A 16,822-nucleotide genomic window follows, 5' to 3' on the forward strand; every position below is an offset into this window, starting at 1 on the left:
CACCGGTTTTACGATCGGAAGACGCGACAGATCTAGATCTGACGCATTTTCTGACGGCGAACCGGGAACCACTTCGCCTGAAAATGCTACGGTAGCTATTAAGTTTCGCTTAACCCTGTTTTTGCAGCCAAACCATGGATTTGGCGAGTCTTTTCGCGGGTGCGGCCAGCGCCGTCCGCAGCATTTTTGTTATCAGACATTACGCTGGAACCGGCCCGATAATTCGCCGAACCCTTCAATCAGGGCTTCGGTCCCGTCGGCTTCTGCCATCCGGGCCTGGATATCCTGCAACCATGCCAGATTGGCCTCGCTGGAGTCTTCAGCCAAAGCCGCTTCCGCATCTTTTCTTTCCCTAAGTAAGGCGTGGGTTTTCTGATGCAAGGCAACGAGTTGACGCCAGGTTGATAAAACATCCTCGCGCGCCGCGCCGACCTGCGCGCCCCACACCGCCTGGGTTGTGATCGCCCGCTCAACCCTTTGAAGAATCGGGGATAATCCGCCCGCTTCGAGGTCGGCCCGCATCTTCTCGGCCTGCTCCTCGGCGTCAGGGGAATGGTGATGGTCGTGGGCAAAGGCGGCGATGATGGCGGCCCTGAGCTTGTGGGCCTCGGGATGGGCGAGCTCCAGCGCCGCCACCTCCTCGAGATGGTCGTGCAGCAGCCAGGGGTGGTTGATCAGCGATTGCAGGATCAGGGCCTCGCGGCGGGAGACCGCGCTGCGCTGGCCGCGCATGATCGGGCTGTTGGCCAGTTGGGGGCTGGCGGCCTGATAGGGACCCCGTGAAATCCCGGGGGTGGCACCGAACCGGCCGCCCTGCGGGCCTCCCTGTCGGCCGTTTTGGGCAGGTCCCCGGGGGACAAACTGGCGGGGTGATTCGCCGCCGCGGCCGCCGCCGAAATTGCCCCTTCCGTAGCCGCCGCGGCCATAACCGCCGCGGCCGCCCTCGGGCGCAAAATTGCGCTGCAGCCGCTCCTGCAGGTCCTGCCGGTAATAGCGGCGCACCACCTCGTCACGGATGCCATTGGTGAGCTCGCCGATCCGCGCCTCCAGCGCGGCGCGGCGCTCGGGCGTGTCGAAATTGCCGCCCTCGATCTCGCGCGACCAGATCATTTCGGCGAGCGGACGCGCGGCCGAGATCACGTCCTCGATCGCGCCGCGGCCGCCGGAGCGGGCGAGATCGTCGGGGTCCTGCCCTTCCGGCAGCAGCGCAATCCGCAGGCTCTTGCCCGGCTTGAGCTGCGGCAATGCAAGGTCGGCAGCACGATAAGCCGCCTTCTGGCCGGCGCGGTCGCCGTCGAAGCAGAGGATCGGCTCGTCGACCATCTTCCAGAGCAGGCCGAGCTGGTTCTCGGTCAGGGCGGTGCCGAGCGGCGCGACGGCGCCGGGAAAGCCCGACGTGACCATGGCGATGACGTCGACATAGCCCTCGACGACGATCAGCTGCGCGCCGTCATGCGCGGCCTGCCGCGCGGTGAACAGATTGTAGAGATTGTCGCCCTTGTGAAACAGCGTGGTTTCCGGCGAGTTCAGGTACTTTGCCGGAACGTCCTTCTCCAGCGCACGCCCGCCGAAGGCGATGACGCGGCCGCGGGCATCCGTGATCGGGAACATGACGCGGTCGCGGAAACGATCGAACGGCACCGGCTTGTCCTCGCCGGACACCAGAAGCCCGGCCTCCACCATGTCGTCGGTGGAGATCCCTAACGCGCCGAGATGCTCCTTCAGCGCGAAGCGGTCCGGCGGCGCATAGCCCATCCGGAACTGGAGCTGGGTCGCCGGCGAGATGGCGCGGTCGGCGAGGTAGCCGCGCGCCTTGGCGCCGCCCCGCGAGGCCAGCGTGTCGGCGAAGAATTTGGTCGCCAGTTCCATCACGTCGTGCAGGGTGCGGCGGTGCTGCTCGTGCCGTGCGGCATCGGGCGTCACCGCCGGCAGCGGGACACCCGCCATCGCGGCGAGACGCTCCACCGCCTCGGGGAAAGTCACGCCCTCCGTCTTCATCAGGAAGTCGAAGATGTTGCCGTTCAGCCCGGACGAGAAGTCGAACCAGGCCTGCTTCTGGTCGTTGACGAAGAACGACGGCGTCTTCTCCTGCTGGAACGGCGACAGCCCCTTCCACTCCCGGCCCGCCTTCTTGAGCTTGACGCGCCTGCCCACGACTTCCGAGACCGGAAGCCGGGCGCGCAGCTCATCGAGGAATTCGGGCGTGAAACGCATCAGTCAGGATTTTGGGCTCGGGCGGCGAATCGCGGACAACCGGTTAGCCATATAGCGGCACGGCCCGCCATGCCGAACAATGTGGGGCTTTTCCGGGCTATTCACAGGTCTGGCCCGTCACGGCTCCGTCGAGCGGGCTACCCCCAAATCCACGGTGGAGAGCCTGTGCGGCAAGCTTGCCCCCTCCCCGCTTCCGGGATTGGATAGGCCATGTTCACGACATTCAGAGGCGGACAGAGCGGCGGCTGGCAGGTCACGTCCATCACGCGGGTGAAGGGCGAGACGCTGCCGAAGGTCGCGGCGTTGTCGATCGTTGCGAGCGAGTCGATCGCGCTGCCGCTGCTGCCGGCGCAGACCTCCTGGCGGCTCGCCGGCGTCGCCAGCCATCTGCGCTACACCGAGAAGGAGGAGCGCGAGAAGCTCTTGGCCGTGCAGGCCGGGCTCGGCCGCAGCGAGGCAACCCACGCGGCGCTGATTCCGATCCGGAAATCCGCGGCGTGGTGGGAGCTGACGCAGGAGGAGCGCCGCAAGATCTTCGAGGACAAGTCGCACCACATCGAAGGCACCCTGAAATTCCTCCCTGCGATCGCCCGCCAGCTGTTTCATTCGCGCGACCTCGGCATGCCCTTCGACTTCCTGACCTGGTTCGAGTTCGCACCCGACCACGTCACCCTGTTCGACGAACTGGTCGGCATGCTGCGCGCGACCGAGGAATGGACCTATGTCGAGCGCGAGGTCGATATCCGCGTGGTGCGGGAGGATTGACTTCTCTTTCGTCGTGGCCGGCACAGCCGTCAGAAGACGGCGTCGCTTCCGCTCGCCTATGACCCGGCAATCCATCAAAAGAATGACTCTTGCGAAGTGAGATGGATGCCCGGGTCAAGCCCGGGCCATGACGAAAGATGCGGTACGTCCGGGCGCTAATGCTCGAGGAATTTTCCTGACGCGATCCGCGGCAGCTCGGTGACCGGCCAGTTGTAGAGATAGGTCCACGCCTCGCGCGCGCTGCCGTCGGCAAGCGTGACCTTGAGCATCTCGCGCACATATTCGGTCGGCGGCGGAAAGCCTTCGCCGCAGGCTTCGTACATGTCGAATTCACGCAGCATGGCCTCGCGCTCACGCAAGCGGAACAGTTCACCATGCACGATGTCGGCCGGATCGTCCGACACGACCAGGCCCGGATAATGCTTCACCAGATAGAGCCGGCCGCTGCACTGCGCCGGCCCGAGAAACTCGGCATTGCCCGCGAGCAGCTTCGCCATCGGATGGTCGAAGCCGCGCATCAGCGTGCCGTAGACGAAAAGAAGATCGGGGGTCATGGGTTCAGTTGTCATTCCGGGATGGTCCGAAGGACCAGACCCGGAATCTCGAGATTCCGGGTCTGGTGCTAACGCACCATCCCGGAATGACAGAAAATCCCGGGGGACGCTAGGCCGCCGCCACCTCATCGGTCACGACGACGAACTTCGTCAGCGTCATGCGGCCGAAGCTCGTGGTGAGGGCGACGTCGGCGGCGTCGCGGCCGGTTGCCATCAGGATGCGGCCGATCCGCGGCGTGTTGTGGCGGGCATCGAAGGTGTACCACTGGCCGGACAGATAGACCTCGAACCAGCCGGAGAAATCCATCGGCGCCGGGTCCGGCGGCACGCCGATGTCGCCGAGATAGCCGGTGCAGTAGCGTGCCGGAATGCCCATGCAGCGGCAGAAGGTGAGCGTCAGATGCGCGAAGTCGCGGCAGACGCCGGCGCGGCTTTCATAGACGTCGTGCGCCGACTTCATGTGATGGGCGTGCTGATAGCCGAACGTCACGTGGTGGTGCACGAAATCGGTGATCGCCTGCACCCGCGCCCAGCCCTGCTGTGTGTTGCCGAACAGCGACCAGGCAATGTCGGTCAGCTTGTCGGTCTCGCAGTAGCGGCTCGGCATCAGATAGAGCAGCATATCGTCAGGCAATTGCTCGATCGGCAGCTGCTGCGCCGCCGGATTGACGGGATCCGGCAGTCCGGAATCGCGCACCAGCGCGCTGCCGCGGAAGGTGACGCCACCGCTGGGGGCAACGAGCCGCCCGCAGACATTGCCAAAGCCGTCGCGATAGAGGCCGATCGGCACGTCCGGTTCGGTCGAAAGGCGCTCGGTGCCGACGATGTCGGCGTAGCGCGACGGATGGATCGACAGCATGATCACCATCGGGGTCGGCTGCGCCGCCGTGTAGGTGATCTCGAAGCCGACCTTGATCTGCATCGTCAGGCCGTCTCCTGCTCCGCATTCTCGCCGACCGAGACCACCTTGATGTCGACATCCATGCCGAGAAAGGCGTCCGCCGCGCCGAGATAGACGCCGTGCAGCGGGATCGCCTGGCGCGGGTCGCGCGCCACCGCGACGCGGATCAGATCGCGCGTGCCGACGATGCCGTTGGTCGGATCGAACTCGATCCAGCCCGCGCTCGGCAGATAGACCTGCACCCAGGCATGGGTCGAGCCGCCGCCGACATAGCCGTGCGCGCTGCCGGGAGGCATGGCGAGATAGCCGGAGACGAAGCGCGCGGCGACGCCGAGCCGGCGCAGCGCCTCGATCATGAACAGCGCATAGTCGCGGCAGGTGCCGGACTGCGTGCGGAGCGTGTCGAGCGGATGCTGGGTGCCCTGCTCATAGCGCTTGCGATAGCTGAACGCCTCGCGGATGCCGTGGGTCATGCCGCTCAGGATCTTGAAAGTCGGCGTCGGCGCCTCGACATCGAGGAAGCGCCGCGCCCAGGCCGACAGCTCGCCGTTCGGGTCGCCATATTGCGGCGTGATGAACTGCTGCAGATCGGGGAATTCCTCATCGTCGTAGAGGAACGGATAGAAATAGGCGGGATCGTCCGGCGTCAGCGCAAACGTATCGGCCGGATTGTGCTCCACCGTCGCGGTCGAGACGAAGGACAGCATGTCGGCGCGCTCGTCGAAGGCGGCGATCGCCATGCTGTTGCCGAACACGTCGTGGATCCAGCGCAGCGACATCGGCTGTGGATCGATCACAAGTGCGCTGTCGAGCACGCGCAGATCATGGCCGTCACGGGGGCGCAGCATGATGCGGTGCTCGCCGAACGCCACCGGGCGCGCGTAGCGATAAACGGTCTTGTGATGAATAGTCAGCAGCGGCATCTTCAAACAATCATCGTGATTTCGGGCTGCATAATCTATAGAGAAAGCTGCCCGATTCCAGATCAGCATGCCGCCTGAATAGGCAAAGTTGAGGAAAAAAGCCCTTGAATTACGGAGGCGGTCCATCGTTCCTGCTCGCGAGCACCGACGCTTCACCGGTTCTTGAACACAATGCCGACGGCCGCTCGCCGTTCCTGTTCACCTGCGACCACTACGGCAGGCTGATTCCCTCTCCGCTCGGCGACCTCGGCCTGCCCGAAGATGAGCTGGTGCGGCACATCGCCTGGGACATCGGCATCGCCGGCGTCGCAACCCGGCTCTCGGAGCGGCTCGACGCGCATTTGATCGCGCAGCGCTATTCGCGGCTCGTGATCGACTGCAACCGTCCGCCGCATGTCGCAAGCTCGATCCCGCTGATCAGCGAGGCCACCACGGTGCCGGGCAATGAAGGCCTGTCGCGCGAGGCAGCCGAGATGCGCCGCGCGCAGATCTTCGATCCCTATCACAAACGCATCGACGAGATCATCGACGCGCGTGCGCGTCGGGGCCTGCCGACGATGCTGGTGTCGCTGCACAGCTTCACGCCGATCTACGCCGGCATCGCGCGACCCTGGCACATCGGCACGCTCTACCACCGCGACACGATGCTGCCGCCGCTGCTGTTGAAGCATCTGCGCGCCGAGGGCGATCTCGTGGTCGGCGACAACGAGCCCTATGCGGTCAGCGACGAGACCGACTACACGATCCCCGTGCATGGCGAGGCACGCGGCCTGATGAACTCGGGCATCGAGATCCGCCAGGACCTGATCTCCGACCAGGCCGGCGAGACGGCGTGGGCCGAACGGCTGGCGCGCATCCTCGGCGAGATCGAGGCGACGCTGCGCACGGAAGCGCTGATCTAGCGACTGACGGTCAGCCAGGGCGTGGCCTCTAGCCCGAAGGCGGCTCGACGTGCTTTAATTGGCCGGGTTGAACTTCCAAGTTAGGGTAGTCCGTGGCGCCCGAGCGAGTGGAAAGGCGACTGGCAGCAGTGCTGGCGGCAGATGTCGCCGGCTACAGTCGCCTGATGGGAACGGACGAGGAAGGCACGCTCGCGCGGCTCAAGGCGGCCAGAAAGAATCTCATTGATCCAACGATCGCCGCTCATCGCGGCCGCATCGTCAAAACGACCGGCGACGGTATGCTGGTCGAATTCGGCAGCGCCGTCGACGCAGTGCGCAGCTCTGTAGAGGTCCAGAGCAGGATGGCGGAGCTTAACGCATCCGCATCGCAACAGCAGCGGATCGAATTTCGCATCGGCATTCACGTCGGCGACATTATCATCGACAACGACGACATCTTCGGCGACGGCGTCAACATCGCCGCGCGGTTGGAGAACATCGCGGACCCGGGCGGCATATGCCTGTCTGACGACGCCTACCGGCAGATCCGGAGCAAGGTCGATGCAGCCTTCGAAGACATGGGCCAACAGAATCTGAAAAACATCACTGAGCCGATCCGCGCCTGGCGAATGAAGATTGGCGCCAGACCTTCGCCTGAGCGCCATCCAACTCCCGCCGAATCGCATCACATGCGCCCGTTTTCGGGAAAGCCCTCCATCGCGGTGCTGCCGTTTCAGAACATGAGCGGCGACAGCGAGCAGGAGTATTTCGCGGATGGGATCGCGGAAGACGTCCTTACGACCCTGTCAAAGATACAGGAATTGATGGTGATAGCTCGCAACTCGAGCTTCGCGTTCAAGGGGCAGAACCGGGACATTCGCGAAATCGGGCAGATCCTGGGTGCTCGTTATCTGCTGGAGGGGAGCGTTCGAAAGATCGGCAATCGCATCAGGTTGACGGCGCAGTTGATTGATGGTCGAGACGGCGGCCATCTCTGGGCGGATCGCTTTGACGGAGACCTGGACGACGTGTTCGATCTCCAGGACCGAATTACGCAAGAGATCGTCGAAGCGCTCGAGGTCCAGTTGACGGTCGGCGAACGCGCAAGGGTGTGGAGAAAGCGCTCGGGCAGTCCGCTGGCTTATGAGTATGTCTTAAAGGGACGCGCCCTGTACGTTAATTTCGCAAGGCAAACTCACGCACAGGCCCGGAAGCTTTTTGAACAGGCGCTGGAGATCAATGCCTCGTTTATGCCGGCGCTCTACTTGTTGGGTCTGACCCTGACCGACCAGGCGCGCTTCGGTTGGATCAAGGATGAAAATGAAGCGTATCAAGCCGCACTGGGCTGCGCTGATCGGGCTCTCGCCGCCGACCCGAGCTTCGGGGAAGCATACCTGGTGATCGGCTATGTTCGTACCTATCAACGTCGTCATGATGAGGCTGTGGCAGCAGGAGAAACGGCGATCAGCCTCGCTCCCAGCAGCTCTGACGCCCATCACATGGCGGGCATGTACCACGGCTACGCCGGCAATTTCCGAAAGGCCGTCCTCTACGAGGAACACGCCCAACGGCTCAGTCCGATTGAGCGCAACGAATCGATGGTGGACGAAGCGCGCGCAAGATTTCATCTCGGAGATTTCGCGGCGGCGCACGATATAGCCTCCCGCGTGCTGAGGCAGCGGCCGCTCTGGCTGACCGCGCAGTCGACACTCATAGCGGCGCTCTGGAATCTCGGCCGGCAAGATGAAGCGCGGATGATCTCAAGCGACTTGCTGGCGGGCCACCCCAATTTCAGCCTGGCCCGCTGGGCGGGGCTGCTGCCGTATCGTCGACAGGGCGACCTGGACGCATTGGTCAACCCGCTACGCATGGCGGGGCTCCCGGAGTGAAGACCGATGCCGCACGCCAGGCACCTGCGCGGCCGCGACTGCTTGTTCGGTTGCCGGTACGGCTTCTTGCGCATCTCCGCGGATGAGACACCGCAGGGATCGGCATATTCCGATTGGACCGGCTTTGCTGATTGCCCGGCCGGTTCGAAGCGCGATCAGGCGAACCCGATCAATTCGGCTGGCGCCGCCAGATGAACACCAGATAGAGCAGCACAGGCAGGCCGAGCCCGGCCCACGAGACCGCATCCCACCAGCCGTCGCCGACCAGCGCGCTGATCAATCCGACCGTGCTCACGATCGCGATGACGAGCGGGGCGGCGAAGATCTGGGTCAATGAACGATGCGAGACCATGCTGGCGTCACGACGATAATGCGGGGTTGTCGAGGGAGGCGGCGTTGGCGATCGCGCGTTCCTGGCTCACGCCCGCCTTGCGGCGGCGCATCCACAGATACACGCCGGTCACCAGGATGAAGATGGTCAGGATGTCGAGCAGTGCCCAGACGATCTTGAGCGGCATGCCGCCATAGTCGCCGAAATGCAGCGGCTGCGAGACGAACAGGGTCGTCACATACCAGGGCATGTCCCTTGTGTCGGTCAGCTTGCCGGTTTCCGCGTCGATCAGCGCCGGTTTGAGCAGCCGCGAGGTCAGCGGCGTATCGCCATGCAGGAACACGGCGTAGTGGCTCTTGCTGCTGAACAGGGTTCCCGGGAAAGCAACGAAGCTCGGCGTCATGCCGGGCACCGCATGGGTGGCCACTTCGACCGCCGCATTCAGCGAGGTCAGCTTCGACGGCACCGGCCGGTCCTTGTACTGCGCGGTCATTTCGGCGAGCTGGCCGAACTGCCACATCTTAAGCACGAGGTCGGCCCAGGTGTTGATCACCCCGGTGAAGCCGACGACCAGCGTCCAGGCGACGAGCAGGATGCCCGCGAGATTATGGACGTCGAGCCAGCGCACGACACGGGTCCGCTGCGCGCGGTAGGCGCCGAAGCGCAGCTTCCGCATCGACGGCGCATAGACCACGATGCCGGAGATGATCGCGACGCAGAACAGGATCCCCATCAATCCGAGGAACAGCTTGCCGGGCAGCCCGGCGAACATGTCGGTGTGCAGCTTCAACATGATGTAGGTGAAGCGGCCTGTCACATCGGGCGCATCGAGATAGGCGCCGGTATGGGTGTCCATCCGGATCAGCAAATTGTTGGTCGGATCGGCATCGATCGTCGGACCGACGCTGACGAACATCGCGCTCGGATCGTCGCGATCCCAGATCAGGAAGTGAGGCACCTTCCCGGGCGCCTGCGCCAGCGCGTTGCCGAGCAGACGGTCCAGATTGGCCGGCGGCGTGCCTGGCGGCACGTCGGGCGGCTTGACCTGGCTGTGCAGGAGATCGTCGATCTGCTCGTGGAAGATCAGCGGCAGGCCGGTGATGCAGAGCAGCAGCATGAACAACGTGCAGATAAGGCTGGTCCATTTATGGACGGCGCCCCATCGCCGCAAGGATCTGGTCGTCGCAGTCAATTTCGTTACCTAGTTCCAGGTGTACTTCATCGTGCCCAGCACCGTGCGGCCATTGCCGAGGCCGCAATAGGGAAGCCCGGTCAGGCAGGATGCAACGTAGAAGTGGTCGGTCAGGTTGGTGACGTTGACCTGCGCCTTCCATCCCTTCAGGTCCGGCCGCAGATAGGCGAAGTCGTAGCTGACCGACGCATCGAGCAAGGCATAGGAGGGAATGACAAAGGTATTGAAGTTGTCGCCGTAGGTCTCGCCGACATAGCGCACGCCGAGGCCGAGCCCAAGGCCCGCGAGCGCGCCGTCATACCAGGTATACTTGCCCCAGACCGCGCCCTGGTCCTGCGCCGTGTTCATCATGTACTTGCCGGCATAGCCGGCGATGCTCGTCGTCACCCGCGGATCGAGATGGGTGTATCCCGCCGTGATCTCGAGCTCGCGCGTGAGATTGCCCTTCAGCTCGAGCTCGAGGCCGCGGACACGCACGGCATCGGTCTGCACGTTGAACAGCGGGTTCAACGGATCGGCGGTCAGCACGTCCTGCTGACGGATATCGAACGCTGCCGCCGTCACCATGAAGTTCGAGCCGTTCGGCTTGAACTTGACGCCGACTTCCGCGCCCTCGCCCGTCGTCGGCCTGAACGACCGGCCGGCGCTGTCGGCGCCGAGGTTGGGCGTGAACGAGGTCCCGTAGCTGACATAGGGCGCGAGGCCGATATCGAACAGGTAGCTCAGGCCGATGCGCCCGGTTTGCGCCGAGTCATCGCGCGAATAGTGGCCGGCCGGCGGATAGAACGCCATGCTGGTGAAGCCGGAGCTGACCCAGTCCTGGCGGCCGCTCATGGTCAGCGTCCAGCGATCGAGCTTGATCTGATCCTGCAGATAGGCGCCGAGCTGCGACTGCCTGTCGTCGCGCAGAATGAAAGGCGCCAGCGAGCTGGCTGACGGAACGGCGGTGCTGTAGACCGGACTATAGGCATCGATCGGCGCAATCGGCGTCGTGCGATAGTCCGTGTTCGCCCACAGATCGAAGTAGTCGACGCCGGCCAGCACCTTGTGGACCAGCGGCCCGGTGGCGAAATCCGCCTGCAGCTGATTGTCGAGCGCGACATTGGCGGCGTTGGCCTTGACGTAGTTGTAGGTGCGCGCGACCAGACGATCCGTCACCATGCCCTCGGTCCGCACCGATGCGAGGTCGTTGCTGACCTGGGTGTAGCGGAGGTTTTGCCGGAACTGGAAGATGTTGTCGAAGCGATGCTCGAACGCGTAGCCGACCGCGAACTGCTCGAGATGATAGCCATCCAGCCCGGGCTCGCCGAGGTAACGGCTGTAAGGAATATGTCCGTTGGGGTTGGGCAGGAAGGACACCTGTCCCGGGACGTATTGCTGGTAACCCTTGTTGTCGACCTTCTGGTACTGCGAGAGCACGGTGAAGCTGGTGTCGTAGGTCGGGCGCCAGGTGAAGCTCGGCGCGATGAACAGCTTGTTGTCCTGAACGAAGTCGGTCTGGCTGTTGCTGTCGCGGCCAAGGCCGACGATGCGGTAAAGGAACCGGCCGTCCTTGTCGGCCGGACCACCGATATCGAAGGCGCCCTGGAAGCGATCGAACGAGCCGAACGATCCCTCGATCTCGTAATGCGGCGTCTCGGTGGGCCGCTTGCTGACCAGGTTCAACAGGCCGCCCGGATCGGATTGTCCATACAGGCCGGATGACGGGCCCTTCAGGACCTCGATGCGCTCGAGACCATAGGTCTCGATGCGCGGGACCGCGAAGGTCGTGGTGTCGGTCGGCAGCCGCAGCCCGTCGAGATAGCGCGGCGCGGTGAACCCCCGCAGCTTGAACTCGTCGAAGAACGCGTTGGCGCCAAAACTCTCGATCGTCACGCCGGGCGTGTAGCGCAGTGCTTCGGTGATGTTCTGCGCGCCCTGCGCCTGGATCTGATCCTGGGTGACGATCGAGATCGACTGCGGCGTCGTCAGCACCGGGCTGTCGGTCTTGGTTGCGGTGACGCTCTGGCTGGCGAGATAGCCGGTGACCGGCCCGTTGCCGCGCTCTCCGCCGCCACCTGCCCCCGGTGCTGGAACGTTCTGCGCGGGCGCCCGGTTCGCGATCGATCGCGGCGTCGTACGTGCAGGACGCGCCGCGCGTCGCGCCGGCAGCGTCCGCCGCGCCTGCTGCTGTTGTTTCGGCGCCTCGACCGTCACCGGCGGCAGCGCCGATTGCGCAACGCTTTCACGCGGCATCACCACACTCAGCACGAACAAACCGCTGCCGGCCATGTATCCGGCCGCCAGCGCAGTGCGACGAAACATCCGACCCCCGTCAACTCACATCGCCTTCATCCTCGCCGTCACTAACACGATGAAAGACGTACGCAGCTGATCGGTGATTAGAACACGTCCAGTGTTGGGCTTATCGCCGATGGTGTTGCGAGCTCGCAACGTGAACGCAGCGAAACTGCGTCAATGCGCCTCAGATTTTTCGAGCGCTTCTAAGGACGATTCTAAACTGCGTTTCGCTCCGCGATACTTCGAGTCAGTTCCGCGCACAGCGATCGAACGACGCCGTGCGCGGAAGCGATGATCGCAATTGCGGTGCTCTCGCCGAGCTCAGCGTCAGACTTCGGTGACGTGCTCCGGATCGGCGCATGCGAGCGCCGCGGCACGCTCGGCGCGCGGCGGATAGATCCAGACGGTGTTGATCTCCCGCTTGGTCTTCTTGGCGACGTCGCCGACCATCTCGACCTTGCGCTCCCAGCCGCGGGTGAACAGCGCGCCGGCCTCGCCGAGATCGAGGCAGGTGACATAGGCCTTCTGGTGATACGGCCTGGTCGCGACACCGAGCAGCTCTGCCGCGGCGTTGTTGCCTGCAAAGGCGCCCATCCGCGTCGCGTGCTGGCACGACATCAGCGCGTAATTGCCGACATCGTCGCATGCAGCGCGCGCCGCATCGCCGGTGGCGAACACGCCCGCGACCGACGGCACGCGCAGATCACGATCGACCAGCAGCCGGCCGAAATTGTCGCGTTCCGCCGGAATCTGCGTGGTCAGCGGCGCGGCGCGAATGCCTGCCGCCCAGACCACCGTCGCGGCCTCGATATGCTCGCCGCTGGAGAGCGTGACGCCGGACTTGCTGACCTCGGCGACGCCGGCACCGAAGCGGCCTTCGACGCCGAGCTTGCGCATCGCGTCCTCGATGATCGGGCGCGGGCCCTCGCCCATGTCGGGTGCAATCGCGGCGTTGCGATCGACGATGACGACGCGCGGCTTGGCGTCCTTGCCAAGGATCTCGCGCAGCCGCGCCGGCATCTCGGTCGCCGCCTCGATGCCGGTGAAGCCGCCGCCGGCGACGACGACGGTGTCGCGCGCCACCGAGGCCGGCTGCTTGGCGAGGCCATGCAGATGACGGTCGAGCGCGATCGCGTCCGCAAGATTGTCGACGCTGAAGCCATGCTCGGCGAGGCCGGGCACGTTCGGACGGAACAGCCGGCTGCCGGTCGCCACCACAAGGCGATCATAAGGCAGCGTCTTGCGCGCGTCCTTGGCGGTGACGATCTGCACGGTGCGGGCCTTGGTGTCGACGGCTTCGGCGCTGCCCTGCACATAGACGACGTCGATCGCGTTGAAGACGTCGAGCAGCGGCGCGGTCAGTGTCTCCGGCTTCGGCTCGTAGAGCCGCGGGCGCACCACCAGGGTCGGCTCCGGCGCGACCAGCGCGATCTCGAGCTCCTCGGGCGAGACGCCCTTGATGTCACGCAGGCGGGCTGCGGAGAGCGCGGCGTACATGCCGGCAAAGCCGGCGCCGATGATGACAATTCGCATGGGTATCTCCTCTGGGTTGGCAGTCTCTGATGTCCGCGCGTTGCCGCCGCTGCCTGCCGCTTGCGGCGAAGCCTGTCGCGATCGGCGACGCGAAGAGGTGAAACGAAAATCGAGCGCCTATTGCCGGGCGCAGCTCGACAGGAACGGCGTGCGCGCCCCGGGCATGCACGCTGCGCGGCAGCCTCTCGCGCCCGACAGCGCTCCATGCTGAAGGCCGATCGGCAGTGCGGCGCCCGGGAGCCAATCGCGGTAGAGCGCCTGGGCGGCGTCGCTGATCATCACCGACGTCATGGCATCGGCGCCCTGAACGGCCTGCGCCGGCGCATCGGCATCCTCGCCGGTTGCCGACGTGAAGCGGACGGTGAGCGTAAGCCCGTACATCAGTGCAGTCGCGAGAACCCGGCGTCGCCGCGTGATTGCAAGGGAGCTACCGAAATCCTTCCAGGCCATCGCTTGTCTCCGTTGTTGGCGTGGGCGCCACGGTGATCTAGCGAATTGGCCTTATGAGTGCCCCAGAGCGATTGCCCGACCTGAAGAGCGATTGCGGCTACCGCAGACGGCGCCGCCAATCGCTCGGGGTTTCGCCGGTCAGCTTCCTGAACGCGGCCGCGAACGCGGTCTGCGAACTGTAGCCGAGCGCCGCCGCGATCAAGACCACGGATGCGTCGGTGTCGCGCAGCATGTTCATGGCCTGCTCGAGCCGGTGCTGGCGCAGCCAGGCGTGCGGCGAAAGCCCGGTGCTCTCCTTGAAGGCGCGGCAGAAGTGAAAGCGCGACAGGCCGGCATCCGCCGCCAGCGCCGCGAGCGAGACGTCCGTATCGCTGTCCGAGCGCAACCGCTCGATGGCGCGGCGCAGCGCCGTCGGCGCCAGACCGCCCACGGTCGCCTGAACCGTGGCAGGCACGCCGGCATGCGCCGACAGCAGGCGCGTGGCCAAAAGATCCGTCAATTGCTGCCGGAACAGCGCATCCAGCGCCGCGCTGCCATCGAGCGCATCAGCGGCGCTCAGCAGCAACCGCGATGTAATCGGATCGGGATGCCCGGTGCGCTCCAGCAGATCGCCGGGAGCGGCGGTGTCGGCCTCGCCGGCGACGCGCGCCAGCGTCGCATGCGGAAGATAGAGCTGAACGACATGCACCGACTGGTGAATATCCCAGCGCGAGCTCGAGCCGGCCGGGATGATCGTCACGACCCCGGACCGGGCCGTTCCGATCGAAGCCACCCTGCCGGTGCGCCGCTCCAGCCGCTGCGAGCCTGCGGGATAGCTCATGACGACGTGGTCGACCATCGGCCTGACCACGTCGTGCAGCGCGTCATGCTTCCAATAGGCGATCGCGCCGCTCGACGGGTCGGCCGCCATGCGAAGCGGCTGCGTCTTGAGCACGCGGGCCATCTCCTGGCCGGCCGGGCAGCGCGGACCGGCCGGCGCCTCGGCCTGCCGCGCATCGGATGCGGCGGGCGAATCCCGCAAAGGATCGTGCAGGATCGGCTTACTCATCACCTGTGCTCGCGTTTGAAGGCTCATGCGCTCCCTCCTTGCGGGCCGGTCTGTCGGACCCATGAGGCGCGGAACTGCCCGCCGGACCTAAGCGCCGCGCAGTTCGAATGTCTTTCCTGAAACGGCCATGCTTTGCCCAATTCTGCGCCAAGCGCGCGGCTGCGACATTTCTGCGTCCGGCACGGTCGATTGGACCAAAGCAGTTGAATTCATTCCGGAATCGCATTGCGCTGAACGACCGGCAGCATCGTTCATGATCGCGTGAGACAACTGGACTGCGCCGCAGCAATCCCGGATAATGAGTGACGGCTTCGCAGGCTGACTGACAAGTCCCTGCCCGGCTGCACATCAATGATGGACTCAACACGCATGGCACAGGCGGGCGCCTACGGGCAGCGGCTCGGGCAATTCCTACGCCTGAGGGATACGCCGCCGGCGCTGATCACGCGCACGCTGCGCAGCGCCGAGCTCGCGGTCACCGAAACCCGGGACGACAACCCGGTGCCCGGGCTGTCCGGATCGCTCACCGCCGAGGATGCCTTTCTGGTCAGCCTGAAGCTGCACGATTATCCGGACTGCGAATTGTGGGAGGGCGGCAAGTGCCTCATGAAGCGGGACATCCCGGCGGGCGCGACCTATCTCTACGATCTCAAACGCGATCCGCGCTACGTGATCGACAAGCCGTTCCACTCGCTGTTCTTCTATCTGCCGCGCTCGGCGCTCACTGATTTCGCCGAACAGACCGGCTCGCCGCGCATCGGTGAACTGTCCTGCGAAATCGGCACCGGTCACGACGATGGCGTCATTCGTCATGTCGGGGCGCTGCTGCGCGAGGGATTGCGTCGGCCGGACGAGACCAACCAGCTGTTCATCGACCACATGATGCTGGCGCTGACCGCGCACGTCACCCGCACCTATGGCGGAATACAACACCCGACCGGACCGGCCCGCGGCGGCCTCGCCGCCTGGCAGATCAACCGCGCCTGCGAAAAGCTCGAATCCGACCTCAGCGGGAAGATTTCGCTGAAGCAGATTGCGGCCGAGCTCGATCTGTCGGTCGGCCATTTTTCGCGCGCCTTCCGCATCTCCACCGGCCTGCCACCGCACCAATGGCTGCTTCAGCAGCGCCTGAAGGTGGCCAAGCAGCTGATGGCGGCGCGCGACCTGTCGCTGTCCGAGATCGCGATTTCGGCCGGCTTTGCCAATCAAAGCCACTTCACGCGGGTGTTTTCCGCCGTGGTCGGCGTCAGCCCGGCGGCGTGGCGGCGCGAGATGTACCGCCCGGCGAGAAGCGAGAGCTGAACAGCGCCGCGTTCAACCGGCCGGCGCGGCTCGCACGGCATGCTTGGCATGCCATTTGGGACCCGGTCCGCGCATGTAGTGCAACTCGGGCCGGTAGGGATCGCGAATTCGCGCGATCAGATTCTGCAAGCCCGCCGTAATCGCGTTCCAGCTGTCGCGCAGAAGGAGCAATGATGCGTGCGGTGACAGCATGGCGCCCTCTCAGTGCGGCTTGCCGAGCACGGATGCGAAGGACAGGATCACGATCTCCTCGCCGGACTCGTCGCTGACATGCACGACCCAGTCGCGCCAGTCTTCCAGGCTGACCGTTGCGACCAGCGATCGCATCATGCACGTCGCCGCCTCGCAGGCCTCCGAGAGGCTTGTCACCGAGGTGCCGCGGCGATCCATCAGCACCCCGTGCGTGGTCGAGCAATGGAAAAAGACCTGGGTCATGTGCGTATCCTCGCAAGCTCCGGACCAGAAGGTCATCTTTGGAGCTCCACGTTTCTTCGACGCGACCATTCGCAAGGCGGTTCACATGGGCGCCGGCCGCGCGGCGGCCTCGCGGAATGGTGAT

16 protein-coding genes are annotated in these 16,822 nt (G+C 64.9%); 4 read left to right on the forward strand and 12 right to left on the reverse strand.

What is annotated here, in order from left to right:
* Positions 1 to 192: 192 nt before the first annotated feature.
* A complete protein-coding gene (dnaG, locus tag ACVIYL_RS01765; RefSeq protein WP_456777576.1) occupies positions 193 to 2,214 on the reverse strand; it encodes a DNA primase in 2,022 nt (673 codons plus the stop codon).
* 210 nt (positions 2,215 to 2,424) lie between these two features.
* Between dnaG and ACVIYL_RS01770 the strand changes: the two genes are divergently transcribed.
* Positions 2,425 to 2,979, forward strand: coding sequence for a chlorite dismutase family protein (locus ACVIYL_RS01770; protein ID WP_253604122.1), 555 nt, complete (start codon positions 2,425 to 2,427; stop codon positions 2,977 to 2,979).
* Between the two features lie 155 nt (positions 2,980 to 3,134).
* On the opposite strand, the gene ACVIYL_RS01775 is transcribed toward ACVIYL_RS01770, so the two are convergent.
* From ACVIYL_RS01775 to ACVIYL_RS01785, 3 genes are all read right to left on the reverse strand, one after another.
* Positions 3,135 to 3,533, reverse strand: coding sequence for a gamma-glutamylcyclotransferase family protein (locus ACVIYL_RS01775; protein ID WP_456781762.1), 399 nt, complete (start codon positions 3,531 to 3,533; stop codon positions 3,135 to 3,137).
* Positions 3,534 to 3,642: 109 nt separating this feature from the next.
* Positions 3,643 to 4,455 (reverse strand): transglutaminase-like domain-containing protein, encoded by an 813-nt coding sequence (locus ACVIYL_RS01780; RefSeq protein WP_456777577.1) that lies wholly within the window; start codon positions 4,453 to 4,455, stop codon positions 3,643 to 3,645.
* Positions 4,456 to 4,457: 2 nt separating this feature from the next.
* Complete coding sequence (locus ACVIYL_RS01785) at positions 4,458 to 5,357, reverse strand: transglutaminase family protein (protein WP_168855223.1); 900 nt, start codon at positions 5,355 to 5,357, stop codon at positions 4,458 to 4,460.
* Positions 5,358 to 5,461: 104 nt separating this feature from the next.
* Here ACVIYL_RS01785 and ACVIYL_RS01790 point away from each other — a divergent pair, with 104 nt between their 5' ends.
* On the forward strand, positions 5,462 to 6,259 hold the full coding sequence (locus tag ACVIYL_RS01790) for an N-formylglutamate amidohydrolase (RefSeq protein WP_456777578.1): 798 nt from the start codon (positions 5,462 to 5,464) through the stop codon (positions 6,257 to 6,259).
* A gap of 128 nt (positions 6,260 to 6,387) precedes the next feature.
* Positions 6,388 to 8,127 carry an adenylate/guanylate cyclase domain-containing protein gene (locus ACVIYL_RS01795; RefSeq protein ID WP_456777579.1) on the forward strand — a complete coding sequence of 580 codons (1,740 nt, stop codon included), beginning with the start codon at positions 6,388 to 6,390 and terminating at the stop codon, positions 8,125 to 8,127.
* A 169-nt stretch (positions 8,128 to 8,296) separates the two neighbouring features.
* Here the strand turns inward: ACVIYL_RS01795 and ACVIYL_RS01800 are convergent, their stop codons facing one another.
* The 6 genes from ACVIYL_RS01800 to ACVIYL_RS01825 form a co-directional block, all read right to left on the reverse strand.
* A complete protein-coding gene (locus ACVIYL_RS01800; protein WP_016839685.1) occupies positions 8,297 to 8,479 on the reverse strand; it encodes a hypothetical protein in 183 nt (60 codons plus the stop codon).
* 7 nt (positions 8,480 to 8,486) lie between these two features.
* Positions 8,487 to 9,629 carry a PepSY-associated TM helix domain-containing protein gene (locus ACVIYL_RS01805; protein WP_274612973.1) on the reverse strand — a complete coding sequence of 381 codons (1,143 nt, stop codon included), beginning with the start codon at positions 9,627 to 9,629 and terminating at the stop codon, positions 8,487 to 8,489.
* 30 nt (positions 9,630 to 9,659) lie between these two features.
* Positions 9,660 to 11,921 carry a TonB-dependent siderophore receptor gene (locus ACVIYL_RS01810; RefSeq protein WP_456781763.1) on the reverse strand — a complete coding sequence of 754 codons (2,262 nt, stop codon included), beginning with the start codon at positions 11,919 to 11,921 and terminating at the stop codon, positions 9,660 to 9,662.
* A 336-nt stretch (positions 11,922 to 12,257) separates the two neighbouring features.
* A complete protein-coding gene (locus ACVIYL_RS01815; RefSeq protein WP_456777580.1) occupies positions 12,258 to 13,463 on the reverse strand; it encodes an NAD(P)/FAD-dependent oxidoreductase in 1,206 nt (401 codons plus the stop codon).
* A gap of 117 nt (positions 13,464 to 13,580) precedes the next feature.
* Positions 13,581 to 13,913, reverse strand: a complete 333-nt coding sequence (locus ACVIYL_RS01820) for a hypothetical protein (protein ID WP_456777581.1) — start codon at positions 13,911 to 13,913, stop codon at positions 13,581 to 13,583.
* Positions 13,914 to 14,010: 97 nt separating this feature from the next.
* A complete protein-coding gene (locus ACVIYL_RS01825) occupies positions 14,011 to 14,961 on the reverse strand; it encodes a helix-turn-helix transcriptional regulator (protein WP_456781764.1) in 951 nt (316 codons plus the stop codon).
* Positions 14,962 to 15,330: 369 nt separating this feature from the next.
* Here ACVIYL_RS01825 and ACVIYL_RS01830 point away from each other — a divergent pair, with 369 nt between their 5' ends.
* On the forward strand, positions 15,331 to 16,263 hold the full coding sequence (locus ACVIYL_RS01830) for a helix-turn-helix domain-containing protein (protein ID WP_456777582.1): 933 nt from the start codon (positions 15,331 to 15,333) through the stop codon (positions 16,261 to 16,263).
* A gap of 12 nt (positions 16,264 to 16,275) precedes the next feature.
* Here ACVIYL_RS01830 and ACVIYL_RS01835 read toward each other — a convergent pair whose 3' ends face one another.
* Both ACVIYL_RS01835 and ACVIYL_RS01840 read right to left on the reverse strand, forming a co-directional pair.
* Positions 16,276 to 16,455 (reverse strand): hypothetical protein, encoded by a 180-nt coding sequence (locus ACVIYL_RS01835; protein ID WP_438077875.1) that lies wholly within the window; start codon positions 16,453 to 16,455, stop codon positions 16,276 to 16,278.
* Between the two features lie 9 nt (positions 16,456 to 16,464).
* Positions 16,465 to 16,698: a DUF6894 family protein gene (locus ACVIYL_RS01840; protein ID WP_028333132.1), complete on the reverse strand. Its 234-nt coding sequence runs from the start codon at positions 16,696 to 16,698 to the stop codon at positions 16,465 to 16,467.
* Between the last annotated feature and the right edge of the window lie 124 nt (positions 16,699 to 16,822).

The sequence above is a fragment of the Bradyrhizobium sp. USDA 3315 genome, from assembly GCF_054056795.1.

Bases quoted from the DNA above. Each gene is read 5' to 3' on its own strand.
- ACVIYL_RS01835 (WP_438077875.1), bottom strand. From the start codon at position 16,455: ATGCTGTCACCGCACGCATCATTGCTCCTTCTGCGCGACAGCTGGAAC.
- ACVIYL_RS01830 (WP_456777582.1), top strand. From the start codon at position 15,331: ATGGCACAGGCGGGCGCCTACGGGCAGCGGCTCGGGCAATTCCTACGC.
- ACVIYL_RS01815 (WP_456777580.1), bottom strand. From the start codon at position 13,463: ATGCGAATTGTCATCATCGGCGCCGGCTTTGCCGGCATGTACGCCGCG.
- ACVIYL_RS01810 (WP_456781763.1), bottom strand. From the start codon at position 11,921: ATGGCCGGCAGCGGTTTGTTCGTGCTGAGTGTGGTGATGCCGCGTGAA.
- ACVIYL_RS01800 (WP_016839685.1), bottom strand. From the start codon at position 8,479: ATGGTCTCGCATCGTTCATTGACCCAGATCTTCGCCGCCCCGCTCGTC.
- ACVIYL_RS01785 (WP_168855223.1), bottom strand. From the start codon at position 5,357: ATGCCGCTGCTGACTATTCATCACAAGACCGTTTATCGCTACGCGCGC.
- ACVIYL_RS01775 (WP_456781762.1), bottom strand. From the start codon at position 3,533: ATGACCCCCGATCTTCTTTTCGTCTACGGCACGCTGATGCGCGGCTTC.
- ACVIYL_RS01770 (WP_253604122.1), top strand. From the start codon at position 2,425: ATGTTCACGACATTCAGAGGCGGACAGAGCGGCGGCTGGCAGGTCACG.
- ACVIYL_RS01825 (WP_456781764.1), bottom strand. From the start codon at position 14,961: ATGAGTAAGCCGATCCTGCACGATCCTTTGCGGGATTCGCCCGCCGCA.
- ACVIYL_RS01780 (WP_456777577.1), bottom strand. From the start codon at position 4,455: ATGCAGATCAAGGTCGGCTTCGAGATCACCTACACGGCGGCGCAGCCG.
- dnaG (WP_456777576.1), bottom strand. From the start codon at position 2,214: ATGCGTTTCACGCCCGAATTCCTCGATGAGCTGCGCGCCCGGCTTCCG.
- ACVIYL_RS01820 (WP_456777581.1), bottom strand. From the start codon at position 13,913: ATGGCCTGGAAGGATTTCGGTAGCTCCCTTGCAATCACGCGGCGACGC.
- ACVIYL_RS01840 (WP_028333132.1), bottom strand. From the start codon at position 16,698: ATGACCCAGGTCTTTTTCCATTGCTCGACCACGCACGGGGTGCTGATG.